The organism is Mycobacterium sp. WMMD1722, assembly GCF_049315205.1.
In the GTDB taxonomy this organism is placed as follows: domain Bacteria; phylum Actinomycetota; class Actinomycetes; order Mycobacteriales; family Mycobacteriaceae; genus Mycobacterium.
Genome location: NZ_CP186056.1, coordinates 2,992,818 through 3,009,191, shown reverse-complemented (window position 1 = coordinate 3,009,191; position 16,374 = coordinate 2,992,818). Strand labels below are relative to the sequence as shown.

At 67.2% G+C, this 16,374-nt stretch carries 15 protein-coding genes; 11 read left to right on the top strand and 4 right to left on the bottom strand.

Translation table 11 applies throughout. The features are described from left to right. Window positions 1-58: 58 nt before the first annotated feature. Together ACN27E_RS14465 and ACN27E_RS14460 are read right to left on the bottom strand one after the other, a co-directional pair. A complete protein-coding gene (locus tag ACN27E_RS14465; RefSeq protein ID WP_422742400.1) occupies window positions 59-2,062 on the bottom strand; it encodes a prolyl oligopeptidase family serine peptidase in 2,004 nt (667 codons plus the stop codon). 28 nt (window positions 2,063-2,090) lie between these two features. Beyond that, the gene (locus ACN27E_RS14460) at window positions 2,091-3,920 is read right to left on the bottom strand and encodes an NAD(P)/FAD-dependent oxidoreductase (protein WP_422742398.1); all 1,830 of its coding nucleotides are present in this window, start codon (window positions 3,918-3,920) and stop codon (window positions 2,091-2,093) included. Between the two features lie 117 nt (window positions 3,921-4,037). Here ACN27E_RS14460 and ACN27E_RS14455 point away from each other — a divergent pair, with 117 nt between their 5' ends. The 9 genes from ACN27E_RS14455 to ACN27E_RS14415 are packed head-to-tail and all read left to right on the top strand — an operon-like array spanning window position 4,038 to window position 11,820. Continuing rightward, window positions 4,038-5,090 (top strand): 2,3-butanediol dehydrogenase, encoded by a 1,053-nt coding sequence (locus ACN27E_RS14455; RefSeq protein ID WP_422742396.1) that lies wholly within the window; start codon window positions 4,038-4,040, stop codon window positions 5,088-5,090. After that, window positions 5,090-5,887, top strand: coding sequence for an acetoin reductase (locus ACN27E_RS14450; protein WP_422742394.1), 798 nt, complete (start codon window positions 5,090-5,092; stop codon window positions 5,885-5,887). The genes ACN27E_RS14455 and ACN27E_RS14450 overlap by 1 nt, the downstream gene beginning before the upstream one ends. 43 nt (window positions 5,888-5,930) lie before the next feature. Beyond that, on the top strand, window positions 5,931-7,247 hold the full coding sequence (locus ACN27E_RS14445) for a GAF domain-containing protein (protein WP_422742392.1): 1,317 nt from the start codon (window positions 5,931-5,933) through the stop codon (window positions 7,245-7,247). Further along, the gene (gene adh, locus ACN27E_RS14440) at window positions 7,244-8,767 is read left to right on the top strand and encodes an aldehyde dehydrogenase (RefSeq protein WP_422742390.1); all 1,524 of its coding nucleotides are present in this window, start codon (window positions 7,244-7,246) and stop codon (window positions 8,765-8,767) included. The genes ACN27E_RS14445 and adh overlap by 4 nt, the downstream gene beginning before the upstream one ends. Next, window positions 8,768-9,259 (top strand): DUF779 domain-containing protein, encoded by a 492-nt coding sequence (locus ACN27E_RS14435; protein WP_422742388.1) that lies wholly within the window; start codon window positions 8,768-8,770, stop codon window positions 9,257-9,259. It begins immediately after the preceding gene. 28 nt (window positions 9,260-9,287) lie between these two features. Next, entirely contained in the window at window positions 9,288-9,566 is a 279-nt protein-coding gene (locus tag ACN27E_RS14430; RefSeq protein WP_422742386.1) for a putative holin, read from the top strand. Further along, window positions 9,559-10,128 (top strand): hypothetical protein, encoded by a 570-nt coding sequence (locus ACN27E_RS14425; RefSeq protein ID WP_422742384.1) that lies wholly within the window; start codon window positions 9,559-9,561, stop codon window positions 10,126-10,128. The genes ACN27E_RS14430 and ACN27E_RS14425 overlap by 8 nt, the downstream gene beginning before the upstream one ends. Before the next feature lie 31 nt (window positions 10,129-10,159). Then, window positions 10,160-11,554, top strand: a complete 1,395-nt coding sequence (gene lpdA / locus ACN27E_RS14420) for a dihydrolipoyl dehydrogenase (protein WP_422742382.1) — start codon at window positions 10,160-10,162, stop codon at window positions 11,552-11,554. Continuing rightward, a complete protein-coding gene (locus tag ACN27E_RS14415) occupies window positions 11,551-11,820 on the top strand; it encodes a hypothetical protein (protein ID WP_422742380.1) in 270 nt (89 codons plus the stop codon). Before lpdA ends, ACN27E_RS14415 begins: the two co-directional genes overlap by 4 nt. A gap of 3 nt (window positions 11,821-11,823) precedes the next feature. Here the strand turns inward: ACN27E_RS14415 and ACN27E_RS14410 are convergent, their stop codons facing one another. Then, a complete protein-coding gene (locus ACN27E_RS14410; protein ID WP_422742378.1) occupies window positions 11,824-12,378 on the bottom strand; it encodes a carboxymuconolactone decarboxylase family protein in 555 nt (184 codons plus the stop codon). A 46-nt stretch (window positions 12,379-12,424) separates the two neighbouring features. Further along, complete coding sequence (ramB, locus tag ACN27E_RS14405; RefSeq protein ID WP_422742376.1) at window positions 12,425-13,855, bottom strand: acetate metabolism transcriptional regulator RamB; 1,431 nt, start codon at window positions 13,853-13,855, stop codon at window positions 12,425-12,427. Between the two features lie 121 nt (window positions 13,856-13,976). On the opposite strand from ramB, the gene ACN27E_RS14400 reads away from it, so the two are divergent. Together ACN27E_RS14400 and aceA are read left to right on the top strand one after the other, a co-directional pair. After that, window positions 13,977-14,765, top strand: coding sequence for an acyl-ACP thioesterase domain-containing protein (locus ACN27E_RS14400; protein ID WP_422749878.1), 789 nt, complete (start codon window positions 13,977-13,979; stop codon window positions 14,763-14,765). Between the two features lie 267 nt (window positions 14,766-15,032). Continuing rightward, window positions 15,033-16,319 (top strand): isocitrate lyase, encoded by a 1,287-nt coding sequence (gene aceA / locus ACN27E_RS14395; RefSeq protein WP_422742374.1) that lies wholly within the window; start codon window positions 15,033-15,035, stop codon window positions 16,317-16,319. Window positions 16,320-16,374: the final 55 nt, after the last annotated feature.

Sequence of the window (16,374 nt, the reverse complement as noted above, 5' to 3'; positions counted from 1 at the left end):
TGCGCCCGGGGACACGTCGAGGCGATCCAACGGGCTGTGGACAACCTCGGAAGCCGCGCTAGCTCGACAGCCTCTGCCAGAGGAATTCGTAGATCAGCGCCGAACGGAACGCCGCCTGCGCGTTGTCCGCCGCGCCGCCGTGCCCGCCTTCGATGTTCTCGTAGTACTGCACGGGCTGGCCGATCTCCTCGAGGGCTGCGGCCATCTTGCGGGCATGTCCGGGATGCACGCGGTCATCACGCGTCGAGGTGGTGATGAGCACCGGGGGATACCGGCGCTGCGCTGAAATGTTCTGGTAGGGCGAATACTTCGAGATGAACTCCCAGTCGTCGGGCTCGTCCGGATCGCCGTATTCGGCCACCCAGGACGCGCCGGCCAACAGGAGGTGGAACCGGCGCATGTCGAGCAGCGGCACGCTGCACACCAGCGCCCCGAACAGCTCCGGGTACTGCGTGAGCATGACGCCCATCAGCAGGCCCCCGTTGCTGCCGCCCTGCGCGCCGAGCTGCTCGACGGTCGTGATGCCTCGTTCGACGAGATCGGCCGCGACCGCTGCGAAGTCCTCGTAGACCAGATGGCGGCCCTCCCGCATCGCCTGGGTGTGCCAGCGGGGTCCGTACTCACCGCCGCCGCGGATATTCGCCAGCACGTACGTCCCGCCGCGGGAGAGCCACAGCCGGCCCAGCACCCCGTCGTAACCGGGGGTGCGGGACACCTCGAAACCGCCGTAGCCGCCGAGCAAAGTAGGTCCGGGCGCCTGGTTGTGCCGGTGCGACACCACGAAATACGGGATGGCGGTGCCGTCGGCCGAGGTGGCGAAATGCTGGTCGACCACCAGGTCGGCGGCATCGAAGAAGGACGGGGCGCGTTTGGTCTCGGTCAGCTCGCCGCCTGCGGTGCCGTACAGCAGTCGCGACGGGGTGTCGAAACCGCTGGAATCCAAGAAGATCTCGTCGCCACCCGACTCGCCGAGGTCGTCGGCCGCGACGATCACGGTGTTGGTGTTCTCCGGCAGACCCGGCACCGGTTCGCTCGACCACGGGCCGGGAGTGTAGATCTGCACCTGGCTGGCCACGTCGGCCAGCGTCACGACGACGAGTCGGTCCCGGGTCCAGGCGTAGTGGTGCAGGCAGGTGTGCTCATCAGGTTCGAAGACAACCGTCAGTTCTGCCGTCCCGCCGACGAATTCGTCGTAATTCGCGGCCAGCAGCGACCCCGCCCGGTGGTTTTTCCAGTCTGTCCGCAACTCGATGAGCAGCCAGTCTCTGTGCACCGAGACCGTGGCGTCGGTCGGGGCCTCGATGCGGATCAACTCGCCACCGCGCAGCTCGTGCACTTCGTCGTTGAAGAAGTCGAGGGCGCGGCTGATGAGGGTGCGCTCGAACCCCGGCGTCCGGTCCACCGAGGCGCCGACGATGACGTCGCCCGGCTCGGCGCTGAACACCGTCTCCGCCTCGGACAGCGGTGTACCGCGCCGCCACCGCTTGACCAGCCGCGGATAGCCCGACTCGGTCAACGACCCCGGGCCGAAGTCGGTGCCGATCAACACCGTGTCGGCGTCCTCCCAGTCGATCTGGGTCTTCGCCTCGGCCACCTCGAAGCCACCGGTGACGAATTCACCTGTCAGCATGTCGAATTCGCGGACAATCGCCGCGTCGGCACCGCCGCGCGACAGGCTGACCAGCGCGCGGGTGTGTTCGGGTTCGAGAACACCCGCGCCCGCCCACACCCAGTTCTCGTCGTCGGCGCGGGCGAGCTGGTCGACGTCGATCACGATCTCCCAGTCCGGCTCCTCGGTGCGGTAGCTGTCCAAGGTGGTCCGCCGCCACAATCCACGCGGGTTCTGCGCATCCCGCCAGAAGTTGTAGAGGTACTCCCCGCGGCGGCGCACGTACGGGATGCGGGCGTCGGTGTCGAGCACTTCGAGCGCCTCGGTGCGCATCTGCTCGAAGCGCTCACCACCGAGGTCGGCCAGCGTGGGCTCGTTGTGCTGTCGGACCCAGTCCAGGGCGTCGCCGCCCGTCACGTCCTCGAGCCACAGGTAGGGGTCTGAAGTGCTCACCCCACCATTCTGGCGGGCGCCGACGCCGTCAGCTCAGGTGGTGCACCTCTTGCAGGCCGTACACCGGCGTCGGGATGCCTTCGTAGCGGGCTTTGAGCTGCAACGCGAGGTAGAGCGAATAGTGCCGCGACTGGTGCAGATTGCCGCCGTGGAACCACAGATTCTCCTGCTGGGTCGGCTTCCACATGTTGCGCTGTTCACCCTCCCAGGGCCCGGGATCCTTGGTCGTCGACGACCCGAGACCCCACACCTTGCCCACCTTGTCGGCGACCTCCTGACCGATCAGGTCCGCGGCCCAGCCGTTCATCGAGCCGTAGCCCGTCGCATAGACCACCACGTCGGCCGCCAGCTCGGTGCCGTCGCTCAGCACCACGGCGTCCTCGGTCAGCCGCGCCACCTGACCGTGAGCCAGCTTGATCGTGCCGTCAGCCACCAGATCACACGCGCCCACGTCGATGTAATAGCCCGAACCGCGGCGCAGATACTTCATGAACAGGCCGGAATCGTCGTCGCCCCAGTCTAATTCGAAGCCCGCATCGGACAGCCGTTGATAGAATTCGCGGTCGCGCTCGCGGATCGCGTCGTAGATCGGCTTCTGGAACTCGTGCATGATCCGGTAGGGCAGCGAGGCGAAGGTCAGATCGGCCTTCTCGGTCGTCATCCCGGCCGCCAGCGCCCGCTCCGAGTACAGATCGCCGAGGCCGAGGTCCATCAGCGAATCCGACTTGACGATATGCGTCGAGGATCGCTGCACCATCGTCACGTCCGCGCCGTTCTCGACCAGTGCCTTGCAGATGTCGTGTGCGGAGTTGTTAGATCCGATCACCACGGCCCGCTTTCCGGCGTAGCGGTCGGGCCCGGAGTGCGCGCTGGAGTGGTGCTGATCGCCGCGGAACAGGTCCTGTCCCGGCAGATTCGGCACATACGGCTTGCCCGACATCCCGGTGGCCAGGATCAGCTGCGTCGGATGCAGGGTGAGCCGTTCGCCGTCGCGATCGACCTCCACCGTCCAGGTCGCGGTGGCCTCGTCGAACGAGGCCGACAGACACGTGGTCATCGACCAGTACGGCACCTCCATGACCCGGGTGTAGAACTCCAGCCAGTCGCCGATCTTGTCCTTCGGTGCGAACACCGGCCAATTCGACGGGAACGGCAGATACGGAAGGTGGTCGTACCAGACCGGGTCGTGCAGGCACAGCGACTTGTAGCGCTTGCGCCACTGGTCGCCCGGCCGCTCGTGACGGTCGACCACGATCGCGGGTACGCCCAGCTGACGCAGGCGCGCGCCGAGCGCGATACCGCCCTGGCCGCCACCGATCACCAGCGCGTACGGCTGCACCGTCCGGCCCAGTGCGGCCTGCTCCTCGGCGCGCTTCTCCGCCCATGACCGCGGATCGGGATCCGATCCGTGCACCGCGCCGAGCACCCGCGACGGTCCCTTGTGCTCCTCGTGTCCCTTGAGCTCCTGCATCGTGGTCAGCAAGGTCCAGGCCACATCGTTTCCGGCTGAGTCACCCCGCAACCGCAGATGTCCCACACCGCGGCCGACCGCGGTCTCGAACTCGATGAACGCCGTCGTGACGTCGCCCTCGCTGGTCGGAGCCTCGCGGGTCCGGAAACGAGCGGGGTCGGTCTCGGCGAGCCGCGCGGTGAGCATGGCGGCGATGCCGTCACGGCCCTCGAGCGTCTTGAGGTTCCAGGTGAACGCGACCAGATCGCGCCAGAAGCTGTCGGTCGCGAACTTGGCCACCACGCGGTCGATGTCGCGTACCGCCAACGCGGCCTCGAAGTCGGCGAGCCAGTTGTCGACGCGCTGCTGCGGGGTCAGGTCGGTGGCCGGTTCCAGAGTCTGTGTCATGTGACCCAGGGCACACCTCGGTTGCCGGGCGGCACAAGGGTTGCACGGCGTTGCACGCCCGGCTGCAACCCGATGCAACTCTTTCGCGTGTGTCCGGGGTCACATAGAACTGGGTCCATGAAAGCCGCCGTCTACCACGGGCCCAACAAACTCGAGGTCGCCGATGTCCCCGAACCCGACCCGCGTCCGGGCACCGTCAAGGTGCAGGTGGGTTACAACGGGATCTGCGGCACCGACCTGCACGAGTACTACGCCGGGCCCATCTTCATTCCCACCCAACCGCACCCGCTGACCGGTCGGGAGCTGCCGCTGGTCATGGGTCACGAATTCTCCGGGGTGATCACCGAGGTGGGCGCCGGCGTCTCCGGCTGGAACCAGGGGGACCGGGTCGCGGTAGAACCGATCTACAAATGCGGACACTGCGCCCCGTGTCAGGCGGGGAACTACAACATCTGTGCGCAGATCGGGTTCCACGGCTTGATGTCCGACGGCGGTATGGCCGAGTACACCGTGGTGCCCACCGAGATGCTGCACCGCCTGCCCGACGGTGTGAGCCTCGAGCTCGGCGCCCTGGTGGAACCGATGTCGGTGGCCTATCACGCCGCAACCCTCGGGGATGTGCAACCCGGGGAGACCGCGATGGTCTTCGGGGCGGGACCGATCGGCATCGGACTCTGGTTCGCGTTGCGCGGTAAAGGGATCGATGACGTCTTCGTCGTCGAGCCCTCGGCGACCCGGCGCGCGTCGATCGAAGCGCTCGGCGCCCGCACACTCGACCCCACCGGGATGGACGTGGCCGGGTTCATCGCCGATCACACCGGCGGACGCGGCGCCGGTGCCGTCTTCGACGCCGCCGGCGTGGCGCCGGCCGTGGAAACGGCGCTGGCGTGCGTGGCAGCTCGCAGTCCGATGGTGAGCGTCGCGATCTACGAGAAGCCGCTGACCACCCCGCTGCTGAACCTGGTCATGAACGAATCCCGCATCCAAGGTTCGCTGTGTTACACGGCCGCGGACTTCGAAGCCGTCATCGCCCTGATGGCCCGCGGCGCCTACGACACCACCGGGTGGGTCACCTCGATCCCGATCGGCGACGTCGTCGACGAGGGGTTCGAGGCCCTGCATGCCGGCGAGAAGATGAAGGTTCTCGTCGATCCGACGAAGGAGCACTGATGACAACGCAGATTCCCGCGCCGCTGGCAGGCAAGATCGCTCTGGTCACCGGCGCCGGTCGCGGAATCGGCCGCGGTATCGCCGTCGAACTCGCCCGGCAGGGCGCCGATGTGGCCCTGGTCGACGTGTCCGAAGGCGGTCTCGGTGACGTGGCCGCCGAACTCGCCGAATCCGGCGCCAAGAGCACCACGTTCGTCGCCGACGTGAGTGACCGGGATGCGGTGTTCGCCGCCGTCGACCACGCGGCGTCCGCGCTCGGCGGCTTCGACGTGATGGTCAACAACGCGGGCATCGCCATGGTCGGCCCCATTGCCGAGGTCAGGCCGGCCGACCTCACGCGCCTGTGGTCGATCAACGTCGACGGGGTGCTGTGGGGCATCCAGGCCGCGGTCGCGAAATTCAAGGAACTCGGGCGGCGCGGCAAGGTGATCAACGCGTCGTCCATCGCCGGACACGAGGGGTTCGCGATGCTCGGTCCCTACAGCGCCACCAAGTTCGCGGTGCGAGCGCTGACCCAGGCCGCGGCCAAGGAGCACGCCGCCGACGGCATCACCGTCAACGCCTACTGCCCCGGCGTGGTGGGCACCGACATGTGGGTCGAAATCGACCGCCGGTTCGCCGAACTGACCGGTGCCGCCGAGGGCGAGACCTTCGAGAAGTTCTCCTCGACCATCGCGCTCGGCCGTCCGGAGACGCCGCATGACGTGGCGGGATTCGTCGCCTACCTGGCCGGACCCGGCGCCGACTACATGACCGGGCAGGCCGGCCTGATCGACGGCGGCATGGTCTACCGGTGACCTCGTTGCCGCAGCGCTGTGACGGGGAGCACAATCGGTGGTGATGCCCCGTCCGCCCGTTCCCGAACCCGCCATCGCCGCGGGAGAGGATCCACGCCGCTACGCCCGGCTGATGTCGGCGGTCTATGACGCCACCATGGCCGGCGGCCGGGCGCCGGCGCGACCGCGCAAGGTCATCGAGGACTCTTGGCACCGGCTGATGGCACGCGGTATCGAGCCCGACGCGCTGCCCGACCCCGAGGTGGAGGGCGCCACGGTCGAGGAGTTGCGACAGTCCTCCGGCCTGATGGCGGTGCTCGACGACCTCTCCCGCGGCCTCGAATCGATGATCGTCGAGGGCGACAACATCCTGGTGGTCGCCGACGCGCGCGGGCGGGTGCTGTGGCGCGCCGGTTCGCGTTCGGTGCTCGGATCGGCCGACCGGCTCGGCTTCGTCGAAGGTGCGCACTGGGGTGAGAACGCCGTCGGCACCAACGCCATCGGCACGGCGCTGATGTCCAACAGCGCCGTACAGGTGTTCTCCGCCGAGCATTTCGCGCGCAGCCACCACTCCTGGACCTGCGCCGGCGCCCCGATCAAAGACCCCCGCACCGGACACGTGATCGGGGTGGTCGACGTGTCCGGTCCCGCCGCGACCGTGCACCCGACGACCGTCGCGTTGGTCGACGCCGTCGCCCGGCTCGCGGAATCGCATCTGCGCGAACAACACAACAACACGCTGAATTCATTGCGGATGGTCGCCGCGCCGATCCTCGCGCGGATCGGCAGCCCCGCGCTCGCGGTCGATCCCGACGGCTGGGTGGCCGCAGTGGACTCGCTGCCCCCGCACCACCGGATCGCACTCCCCCGCGAGGTCGCGCCGGGGCGGCTGCTCCTACCGGCGCTGGGGCCGTGCGACATCGACCCGCTGCCGGGTGGCTGGCTGGTCCGGTTGGCCGACGATCCGCAGACGGCGGCAGCGGGTGCGCAGGCGGTGCTGGATCTGAGCAATCCCGATGCGCCCACGTTGAAAATGTTCGGCCAGGCGGGTGGCTGGCGCCACGACTTGAGCTTGCGCCACGCGGAAATCCTTCTGGCGCTGTCTCTTCGGCCTGCCGGCCGCTCGGCACCCGAGCTGGCCGCCGACCTCTACGGCGATCCGTCGCGGGTGGTGACGGTGCGCGCCGAGATGTCGCGGTTGCGCAAACAGTTCATCGGACTGCTCGCCGCGCAGCCCTACCGGATCGCGCACACCGTGCGACTCGACGTGCACTATCCCGTCGATATGATGCGGCTCCTGCCGACCTCGACCGCCCCGGTCGTCCACTCCGCCCGTCTGGAAACCCCCGAACCCCAACCCTCACAAGGAGGAAACGCATGACTGTCTTTGCTCGCCCGGGTGCTGCGGATGCTTTGATGAAGTACGAGTCGCGGTACGGCAATTTCATCGGTGGTGAGTGGGTGGAGCCGGCGGGTGGGGAGTACTTCGAGAATCTGACGCCGGTGACCGGACAGGGGTTCTGCGAGATTCCCCGCTCGACGGAGGCCGATATCGACAAGGCTCTCGATGCCGCGCATGCCGCGGCGCCGGCCTGGGGGAAGACCTCGCCCGCCGAACGCGCGGGGGTGTTGTTGGCGATCGCCGACCGCATGGAGGCCAACCTGGAGGCGTTGGCGCTCGCCGAGTCGTGGGACAACGGCAAGCCGATCCGCGAGACCCTCAACGCCGACATCCCGTTGGCGATCGACCACTTCCGGTACTTCGCCGGGGCGATCCGCGCCCAGGAGGGTGCGCTGTCGCAGGTCGACGACGACACCGTGGCCTACCACTTCCACGAACCGCTCGGCGTGGTGGGACAGATCATTCCGTGGAACTTCCCGATCCTGATGGCCACCTGGAAACTCGCACCCGCGCTGGCGGCCGGGAACGCGGTGGTCCTCAAACCGGCCGAACAGACCCCGGCCTCGATCCTGTATCTGCTGGGCCTGATCGGGGATCTGTTGCCCGCCGGTGTGCTCAACGTGGTCAACGGATTCGGCGTGGAGGCCGGTAAACCGTTGGCCTCGAGCAACCGGATCGCCAAGATCGCATTCACCGGGGAGACCACCACCGGCCGGCTGATCATGCAGTACGCCTCGCAGAACCTGATCCCGGTCACCTTGGAGCTGGGCGGTAAGAGCCCGAACATCTTCTTCTCCGACGTGATGGCCGCCGGTGACGATTTCCAGGACAAGGCGCTGGAGGGGTTCACGATGTTCGCCCTGAACCAGGGTGAGGTGTGCACCTGCCCGTCGCGGTCGTTGATCCAGGCCGACATCTACGACGAATTCCTGGAGTTGGCCGCGATCCGCACCAAGGCGGTGCGCCAAGGCGATCCGCTCGACACCGAGACCATGATCGGTTCCCAGGCCTCCAACGACCAGCTCGAAAAGGTGTTGTCCTACATCGAGATCGGCAAGGACGAAGGCGCGCGGGTGGTCACCGGCGGGGAACGCGCCGAACTCGGTGGTGACCTCAACGGCGGGTTCTATGTGCAGCCCACCATCTTCGAGGGGCACAACAAGATGCGCGTGTTCCAGGAGGAGATCTTCGGCCCTGTGGTCGCCGTCGGGAAGTTCAGCGATTACGACGACGCGATCGCCCAGGCCAACGACACCCTCTACGGCCTGGGTGCCGGCGTGTGGAGCCGGGACGGGAACACCGCCTACCGGGCCGGACGGGACATCAAAGCCGGCCGAGTCTGGACGAACTGCTACCACATGTATCCCGCGCACGCGGCCTTCGGCGGGTACAAGCAGTCCGGCATCGGGCGCGAGACCCACAAGATGATGCTCGACCACTATCAGCAGACCAAGAACCTGTTGGTGAGCTACAGCAACAAGGCGCAGGGCTTCTTCTAGATGACACCGCACCGGGCGCTCGTCACGCGGGCCGCGGCGGATCTGCTGACGACACTGCAGGGCCGCCACGGCGCGCTGATGTTCCACCAGTCCGGCGGCTGCTGCGACGGGTCGTCACCGATGTGCTACCCCGACGGGGACTTCATCGTCGGTGACCGTGACGTGCTGCTCGCGGTGCTCGACGTCGGTGCGGCGGGAGTGCCCGTCTGGATCTCCGGACCCCAGTTCGACACCTGGAAGCACACCCAGCTGGTGATCGACGTGGTTCCCGGCCGCGGCGGCGGGTTCAGCCTCGAGGCGCCCGAGGGAGTGCGCTTCCTGTCCCGGGGTCGCGCGTTCACCGATGCCGAGAACGACGCACTGGCCGCCGAACCGCCGGTGACCGGTGCGCAGTACGCCGAGGGGCGGCGACCGCCCGGACGTGCCGGCGTGGTGGCCGAGGCAATTGATGTCTGTCCGATACCTGGGCGCGCCGCGCGGGTGCAGCCTTAGCGGCGAGCGGCGGCGTTATCGTCGGGGCGTGATACCGCTGCCGCGTACCTGGGTGTTGACCAGCGCCATGCTGGTCGGCGCTGCGGTCGGGTTGCTCGTCGCCGTCACGTCCACCCTGCTGATCACCGCCACTGTCCGCCCGGACGCGGTGATGGCCCTGGTGGTGGGTGTGCCGGGCGCACTCGGCCTGCTCATGATCCTGATCTCCGGGCGCCGCTGGATGACGGCGCTCGGGTCTGCCATCCTGGCTGTCGGACCGGGGTGGCTCGGTGCTCTGGTCCTGATCGAGGTGGTCCACGGTGGCTGAGTCGCGGAACAGTAAGACGACCGGGGATCCGACGATGCCCTACCTCCCGACATTCGACACCGGCGCCTTCAGCGCGCCGATGCCGGCCGCCCCGCCCGAGGCGCCGTCCGGCCGGCAGGCGACGCTGACCCTCGACGCCGACCCCGATCCCGGTCCCGATCGCGAATCGTTGGCCTATCAGGCCTTCGACTACCCGGACACCGGATCACATCCGGTGGCGGTACCGCCGGCGCATCCCCTGGCGGTGCCCAGCACCTTCGGCTTCCTCAAACGATGGGTTTTCGCGCTGATCGTGGCGGCGGTATGGCTGGTGGCCGCCCCGATCGGCGCCGGGCTGTACTACCTGTGGGTCGGGGACACCGATGTGGACAAGACCTGGTCGGTCTTCGGCGTCCTGGTCTACCTGGTGGTGTGCACGGTCGCCGGCCTGATCGTCGCGATGGTGCAGAACCGGCCCTCGGTGACCGCGCTGGCCATCGCGCTGATGTCGGCGCCGCTGGCGTCCACGGTGGGTGCGGCCGTGCTCTACGGCGCATACGTCTTCGGCTGGATCGCACACTGACCTGACGGCCCCGACCACTAGGGTGGAGTACGTGACCCACTATGACGTCGTCGTTCTCGGAGCCGGCCCCGGCGGATACGTCGCGGCGATCCGTGCCGCCCAGCTCGGTCTCAACACCGCAGTCGTCGAACCCAAATACTGGGGCGGCGTATGCCTCAACGTCGGGTGCATCCCGAGTAAGGCGCTGCTGCGCAACGCCGAGCTGGCGCACATCTTCACCAAGGAAGCCAAGACGTTCGGGATCAGCGGCGAGGCGACGTTCGACTACGGCGTCGCCTTCGACCGCAGCCGCAAGGTGGCCGACGGCCGCGTCACCGGCGTGCACTTCCTGATGAAGAAGAACAAGATCACCGAGATCCACGGGTACGGCCGGTTCACCGATGACCACACCCTGTCGGTCGACCTCAACGACGGTGGGACCGAGGAGGTGACGTTCGACAACGTCATCATCGCCACCGGCGCCCACACCAAGCTGGTGCCCGGCACGAAGATGAGCAAGAACGTCATCACCTACGAAGAGCAGATCATGGAGCGCGAACTGCCGTCGTCGATCGTCATCGCCGGCGCCGGCGCGATCGGCATGGAGTTCGCGTACGTGATGAAGAATTACGGCGTCGACGTGACCATCGTCGAGTTCCTGCCGCGCGCCCTGCCCAACGAGGACGCCGAGGTGTCCAAGGAGATCGAGAAGCAGTACAAGAAGCTGGGCGTGAAGATCCTCACCGGCACCAAGGTGGAGTCGATCGAAGATGACGGGTCCACGGTGACCGTCAAGATCAGCAAGGACGGCAAGAGCGACGAGCTCAAGGCCGACAAGGTGCTGCAGGCCATCGGGTTTGTGCCCAACGTCGACGGTTACGACCTGAAGAAGACCGGGGTCGAGCTCACCGACCGCGGCGGCATCGCGATCGACGACTACATGCGCACCAACGTCAAGGGCATCTATGCGATCGGCGACGTGACGGGCAAGCTGCAGCTCGCCCACGTCGCCGAGGCGATGGGTGTGGTCGCGGCCGAGACGATCGCCGGCGCGGAGACGCTGCCGCTGGGTGACTACCGGATGATGCCGCGCGCCACGTTCTGCCAGCCGCAGGTCGCCAGTTTCGGGCTCACCGAGGAGCAGGCCCGCGACGAGGGCTACGACGTGGTGGTCGCCAAGTTCCCGTTCACCGCGAACGCCAAGGCGCACGGCATGGGTGATCCCAGCGGCTTCGTCAAGCTCATCGCCGACAAGAAGTACGGCGAGCTGATCGGCGGGCATCTCATCGGCCACGACGTGTCCGAGCTGCTGCCCGAGCTGACGCTGGCGCAGAAGTGGGATCTGACCGCCAACGAGCTGGCTCGCAACGTGCATACTCACCCGACCATGTCCGAAGCGCTGCAGGAGTGCTTCCACGGTCTGGTCGGCCACATGATCAACTTTTGAGAAACGAAATCGTCGCCGGTGTCGGCGGGTTGGTGGCCGGTCACATCGGGTGGCTGATCGCCATCACGCTGGCCACCAGCAGCGCCGACGTCAGCACCTGGGTGCTGGTGGTCGCCGGTGGGTCGCTGTTGCTGGCGGTCGTCGCCGGCCTGCTCGGACGGTGGCTGTTCGGGCGTAAGTCACCGGTGGCGGCGGCCTTCCTGTGGGGGCTGCCGGTGTCGCCGGTGCTGTTCTCGCTCGTCGTGCTGGGCGTGACGTATCTCTAACCCCTAGTCCGGGAAGTCGAGCGGTACCTGCAGCGTGGTGATCGTCGCGGCGAGGCCGTCGTACTGCGCGGCCAGCATGCAGAATTCGATGAGCTGCTGTTTGGTCAGGTGACGCGCCAGTGCGGCCCAGGTCTGCGGGGACACCCCACGTGTGACGACGAACTCGTCGGTGGCAGTGATCAGGGTGCGTTGCCGGTCGGTCAGGCCCTCGGCGTCGGGACCGGCGAAGATCCGGGCCTGCGTCTCGGCGTCCAGACCCCGGCTGCGGGCGAGGCGGCGGTGCTGCTGTAGTTCGTATTCGCAGCCGCGGAGATGGCCCACCCGCAGGATGACCGTCTCGGCGTCCTGGCGGGACAGCTTGCCCAGCGGTCCGAGCAGGACGCCGCTGTAGGGCAGCCAGGCCAGGAACAGCAACCGGTGCTGAGCCAGCACGTCGAACAGATGGAAACGCGGCGCGCGGATGGCCCGCGCGCCGGCTCGGGCGGCCACCCAGCCGATCGGACCGAGTTCACGCAGGCTGCGGGAGGCGGGGATCCGGGCCTGGGGCGATGGGCTCACGTATTCGAGTCTGGCACAGAGTTTTCCCGTGGCGGCGGCCGGCGATTCACTTCACCAGGTACGGCGACACCGTGGACCGGTGCTCGTCGAGGTCCAGTGCCCGGCCGAGCGCCGGGAACGCTCGCTGGGGACAGTTGTCGCGTTCGCACACCCGGCAACCGGCCCCGATGGGCGTCGCCCGGACATTGGGGTCGCCGGACAGATCGAGTCCTTCCGAATACACCAGTCGGTGGGCGTGGCGCAGCTCGCAGCCCAGCCCGATGGCGAAGGTCTTCCCTGGCTGTCCGTACCGCGAGGCGCGGCGCTCCACGGTGCGTGCGACCCACATGTAATTGCGGCCGTCGGGCATCTGTGCCAGCTGCACCAGGATCTTCGCCGGGTTGGCGAAGGTTTCGTAGACGTTCCACAGTGGGCAGGTGCCGCCGCTGGACGAGAAGTGAAACCCGGTGGCGGACTGCCGTTTCGACATGTTGCCCGCGCGGTCGACGCGCACGAACGAGAACGGCACCCCGCGCATCGACGGCCGCTGCAGCGTGGACAGTCGGTGACCGATGGTCTCGTAACTCACCGAATAGAACGCCGAGAGCCGCTCGACGTCGTAGCGGAAGTTCTCGGCGACGTCGTGGAACTGGCGATAGGGCAGCACCGTCGCGGCGGCGAAGTAGTTGGCCAGACCGAGGCGGGCCAGTGTGCGCGACTCGTCGCTGGTGAACATCCCCTCGTCGACCATGGTGTCGATGAGGTCACCGAACTCGAGATAGGCCAATTCGGCGGCCATCTTGAAGATCTGTTGACCCGACGACAGGTGGCTGCTGATCTCGAGGGTCTTGGTATCCGGCTCGTAGCGGTGCAGCACGGTGTCACCGAGGTCGATGCGGCGCACGATGTGGACGCCGTGCACCGACGTCAACCGGTTGTACAGCTCGCCGGCCAGGTCGCCGCGGTGCATGCGCATGCGCACGGTGAGATCCTCGGCGGCGGTGTCGAGTTCGTCGAGATAGTTCTGCCGCTGATAGAAGTAGTCGCGCACCTCTTCGTGCGGCATCGTGATCGAGCCGCTCCCGCTGCCGCCCATACCGACACCGCTGTAGCGGTCCTCGGTGGCGGCCGCCAACTGGGTGGTGGTGAGCCGGTAGCGCCGGTGCAGATTGACCATCGCGCGGGCCAGGGTCGGATGGGTGGCCACCAGATCGGCGATCTCCGAGAGCTCCACATCGACGCCGAGGTCGCGGTCCATGGTCACTTCACGCAGTTCGGCGATCAGGCGGGTGTCGTCCTGCGAAGCGAAGAACGTGGCGTCCACCCCGAACACCTCGGTGATGCGCAGCAGCACCGCGACCGTCAGCGGCCGGACGTCGTGTTCGATCTGGTTGAGGTAGCTGGGCGAGATGTCGAGCATCTGCGCCAGGGCGGCCTGACTGTATCCGCGCTCTCCGCGCAGCTGGCGCACCCGCGCCCCGACGAACGTCTTCGCCACGTCAACCAGGCTACCGGCGGGCTAACACCGCTGTGAACCGACGCCTTCGCAGTCTTGGCAGCCCGGGCGCTGTGGCAGGATTTCTCAGGTGAGCGGCGCGACGTCTGCAGCTAGCACGGGTCTGGCCAAGGTCTTGGCGCCCGTCCCGGACCCGCATCCGGACGTTTTCGACACCGGCTGGCCGCTGCGGGTGGCCGACGTCGACCGCACCGGGCGGCTGCGCTTCGACGCGGCCACCCGCCACATCCAGGACATCGGTTCGGACCACCTGCGCGAACTCGGCTTCGAGGAGACCCATCCGCTGTGGATCGTGCGCCGCACGATGATCGACCTGATCCGTCCAATCGAGTTCCAGGACATGCTCCGGCTCCGGCGGTGGTGTTCTGGAACCTCGAACCGCTGGTGCGAGATGCGGGTGCGGATAGATGGACGGCGTGGCGGCCTGATGGAATCCGAGGCGTTCTGGATCAACATCAACCGCGAGACCCAGGGGCCGTCGCGCATCGCCGACGACTTCATCGCCGGGCTGCAGCGCACCACCGACGTCAACCGGCTGCGCTGGAAGGCCTACCTGACGGCCGGTGGCCGCGCGGATGCGCAGGATGTCCGCGAGTATCCCGTCCGGGTGAGCGACATCGACATCTTCGATCACATGAACAATTCGGTCTATTGGTCGGTCGTCGAGGACTACCTGCACCGCCACCCCGAACTGCTTGCCGGCCCGCTGCGGGTGACCATCGAACACGACCTTCCGGTGGCCCTCGGCGACAAGCTCGAGATCGTCAGCCACGTCCACCCGGCGGGTTCGACCGACCAGTTCGGTCCGGAGCTCGTCGACAGGACTGTTACAACGCTCACATATGTGGTCGGCGAGCAGACCAAAGCGGTCGCCTGCCTGTTCTCCCTGTGATCCGCTCAGGTTTAACAGTACGGGCGTACTGACCTGCGAAAACTCGTTACCAGCGAGTAACTACTGAACCGGTAAAGCTGTCGACGATCTTCGCAACCTTTGCAAGGTCCTGTGAACCCTTGGCGAAAATTGGCAACCAAAACGGGTGGACCTGCGGTTATGCGGTAGTGCATCCTCGACTTAGCGAAACCAGTGATGTCGTTCTGGTGTTAACAAGCCGGGCAGCCGGCGGCACCGCAGCGATGTCGAGAACCGAAGGAGCCGTCAATGTCGACCGTTGGCCAGCCGAAGACACCCGAAGAGATCCAGAAGGACTGGGACACCAATCCCCGCTGGAAGGGCATCACCCGCGAGTACTCCGCCGAGGACGTCGTCGCGCTCCAGGGCACCGTCGTCGAGGAGAACACCCTCGCCCGCCGCGGCGCCGAGGTGCTGTGGAACCAGCTGCACGATCTCGAGTACGTCAACGCCCTCGGTGCGCTGACCGGCAACATGGCCGTCCAGCAGGTTCGCGCCGGCCTCAAGGCCATCTACCTGTCCGGCTGGCAGGTCGCCGGTGACGCCAACCTGTCCGGCCACACCTACCCGGACCAGAGCCTCTACCCGGCCAACTCGGTGCCTCAGGTGGTCCGCCGGATCAACAACGCGCTGATGCGCGCCGACCAGATCGCCAAGGTCGAAGGCGACACGTCGGTGGAGAACTGGCTGGCCCCGATCGTCGCCGACGGTGAAGCCGGCTTCGGTGGTGCGCTCAACGTCTACGAGCTGCAAAAGGCCATGATCGCCGCGGGCGTCGCCGGCTCCCACTGGGAGGACCAGCTGGCCTCGGAGAAGAAGTGCGGTCACCTCGGTGGCAAGGTGCTGATCCCGACCCAGCAGCACATCCGCACCCTGACCTCCGCCCGGCTCGCCGCTGACGTGGCCGATGTGCCGACCCTGGTCATCGCCCGCACCGACGCCGAGGCCGCGACCCTGATCACCTCCGACGTCGACGAGCGGGATCAGCCCTTCATCACCGGCGAGCGGACCAGGGAAGGTTTCTACCGGGTCAAGAACGGTCTCGAGCCGTGCATCGCCCGCGCCAAGGCCTACGCGCCGTACTCCGACCTCATCTGGATGGAGACCGGTACCCCGGATCTGGAGCTGGCCCGCAAGTTCGCCGAGGGCGTCAAGGCCGAGTTCCCCGACCAGATGCTGAGCTACAACTGCTCGCCGTCGTTCAACTGGAAGAAGCACCTCGACGACTCGACCATCGCGAAGTTCCAGAAGGAGCTCGGCGCGATGGGCTTCAAGTTCCAGTTCATCACGCTGGCCGGCTTCCACGCGCTGAACTACTCGATGTTCGATCTGGCCTACGGCTACGCCCGCAACCAGATGAGCGCCTACGTCGAGCTGCAGGAGCGCGAGTTCGCCGCCGAGGAGCGCGGCTACACCGCCACGAAGCACCAGCGCGAGGTCGGCGCCGGTTACTTCGACCGGATCGCCACCACCGTGGACCCGAACAGCTCGACCACGGCGCTGACCGGCTCCACCGAGAGCAGCCAGTTCCACTGAGGTTGACAGCGCAGGCCCCGCCCAGAAGTGTTGGGCGGGGCCTGACGCTTTAAGA

Coding starts and splice junctions, on each gene's coding strand:
- ACN27E_RS14460 (WP_422742398.1), bottom strand. CDS start 3,920: ATGACACAGACTCTGGAACCGGCCACCGACCTGACCCCGCAGCAGCGC.
- ACN27E_RS14455 (WP_422742396.1), top strand. CDS start 4,038: ATGAAAGCCGCCGTCTACCACGGGCCCAACAAACTCGAGGTCGCCGAT.
- ACN27E_RS14450 (WP_422742394.1), top strand. CDS start 5,090: ATGACAACGCAGATTCCCGCGCCGCTGGCAGGCAAGATCGCTCTGGTC.
- ACN27E_RS14445 (WP_422742392.1), top strand. CDS start 5,931: ATGCCCCGTCCGCCCGTTCCCGAACCCGCCATCGCCGCGGGAGAGGAT.
- adh (WP_422742390.1), top strand. CDS start 7,244: ATGACTGTCTTTGCTCGCCCGGGTGCTGCGGATGCTTTGATGAAGTAC.
- ACN27E_RS14435 (WP_422742388.1), top strand. CDS start 8,768: ATGACACCGCACCGGGCGCTCGTCACGCGGGCCGCGGCGGATCTGCTG.
- aceA (WP_422742374.1), top strand. CDS start 15,033: ATGTCGACCGTTGGCCAGCCGAAGACACCCGAAGAGATCCAGAAGGAC.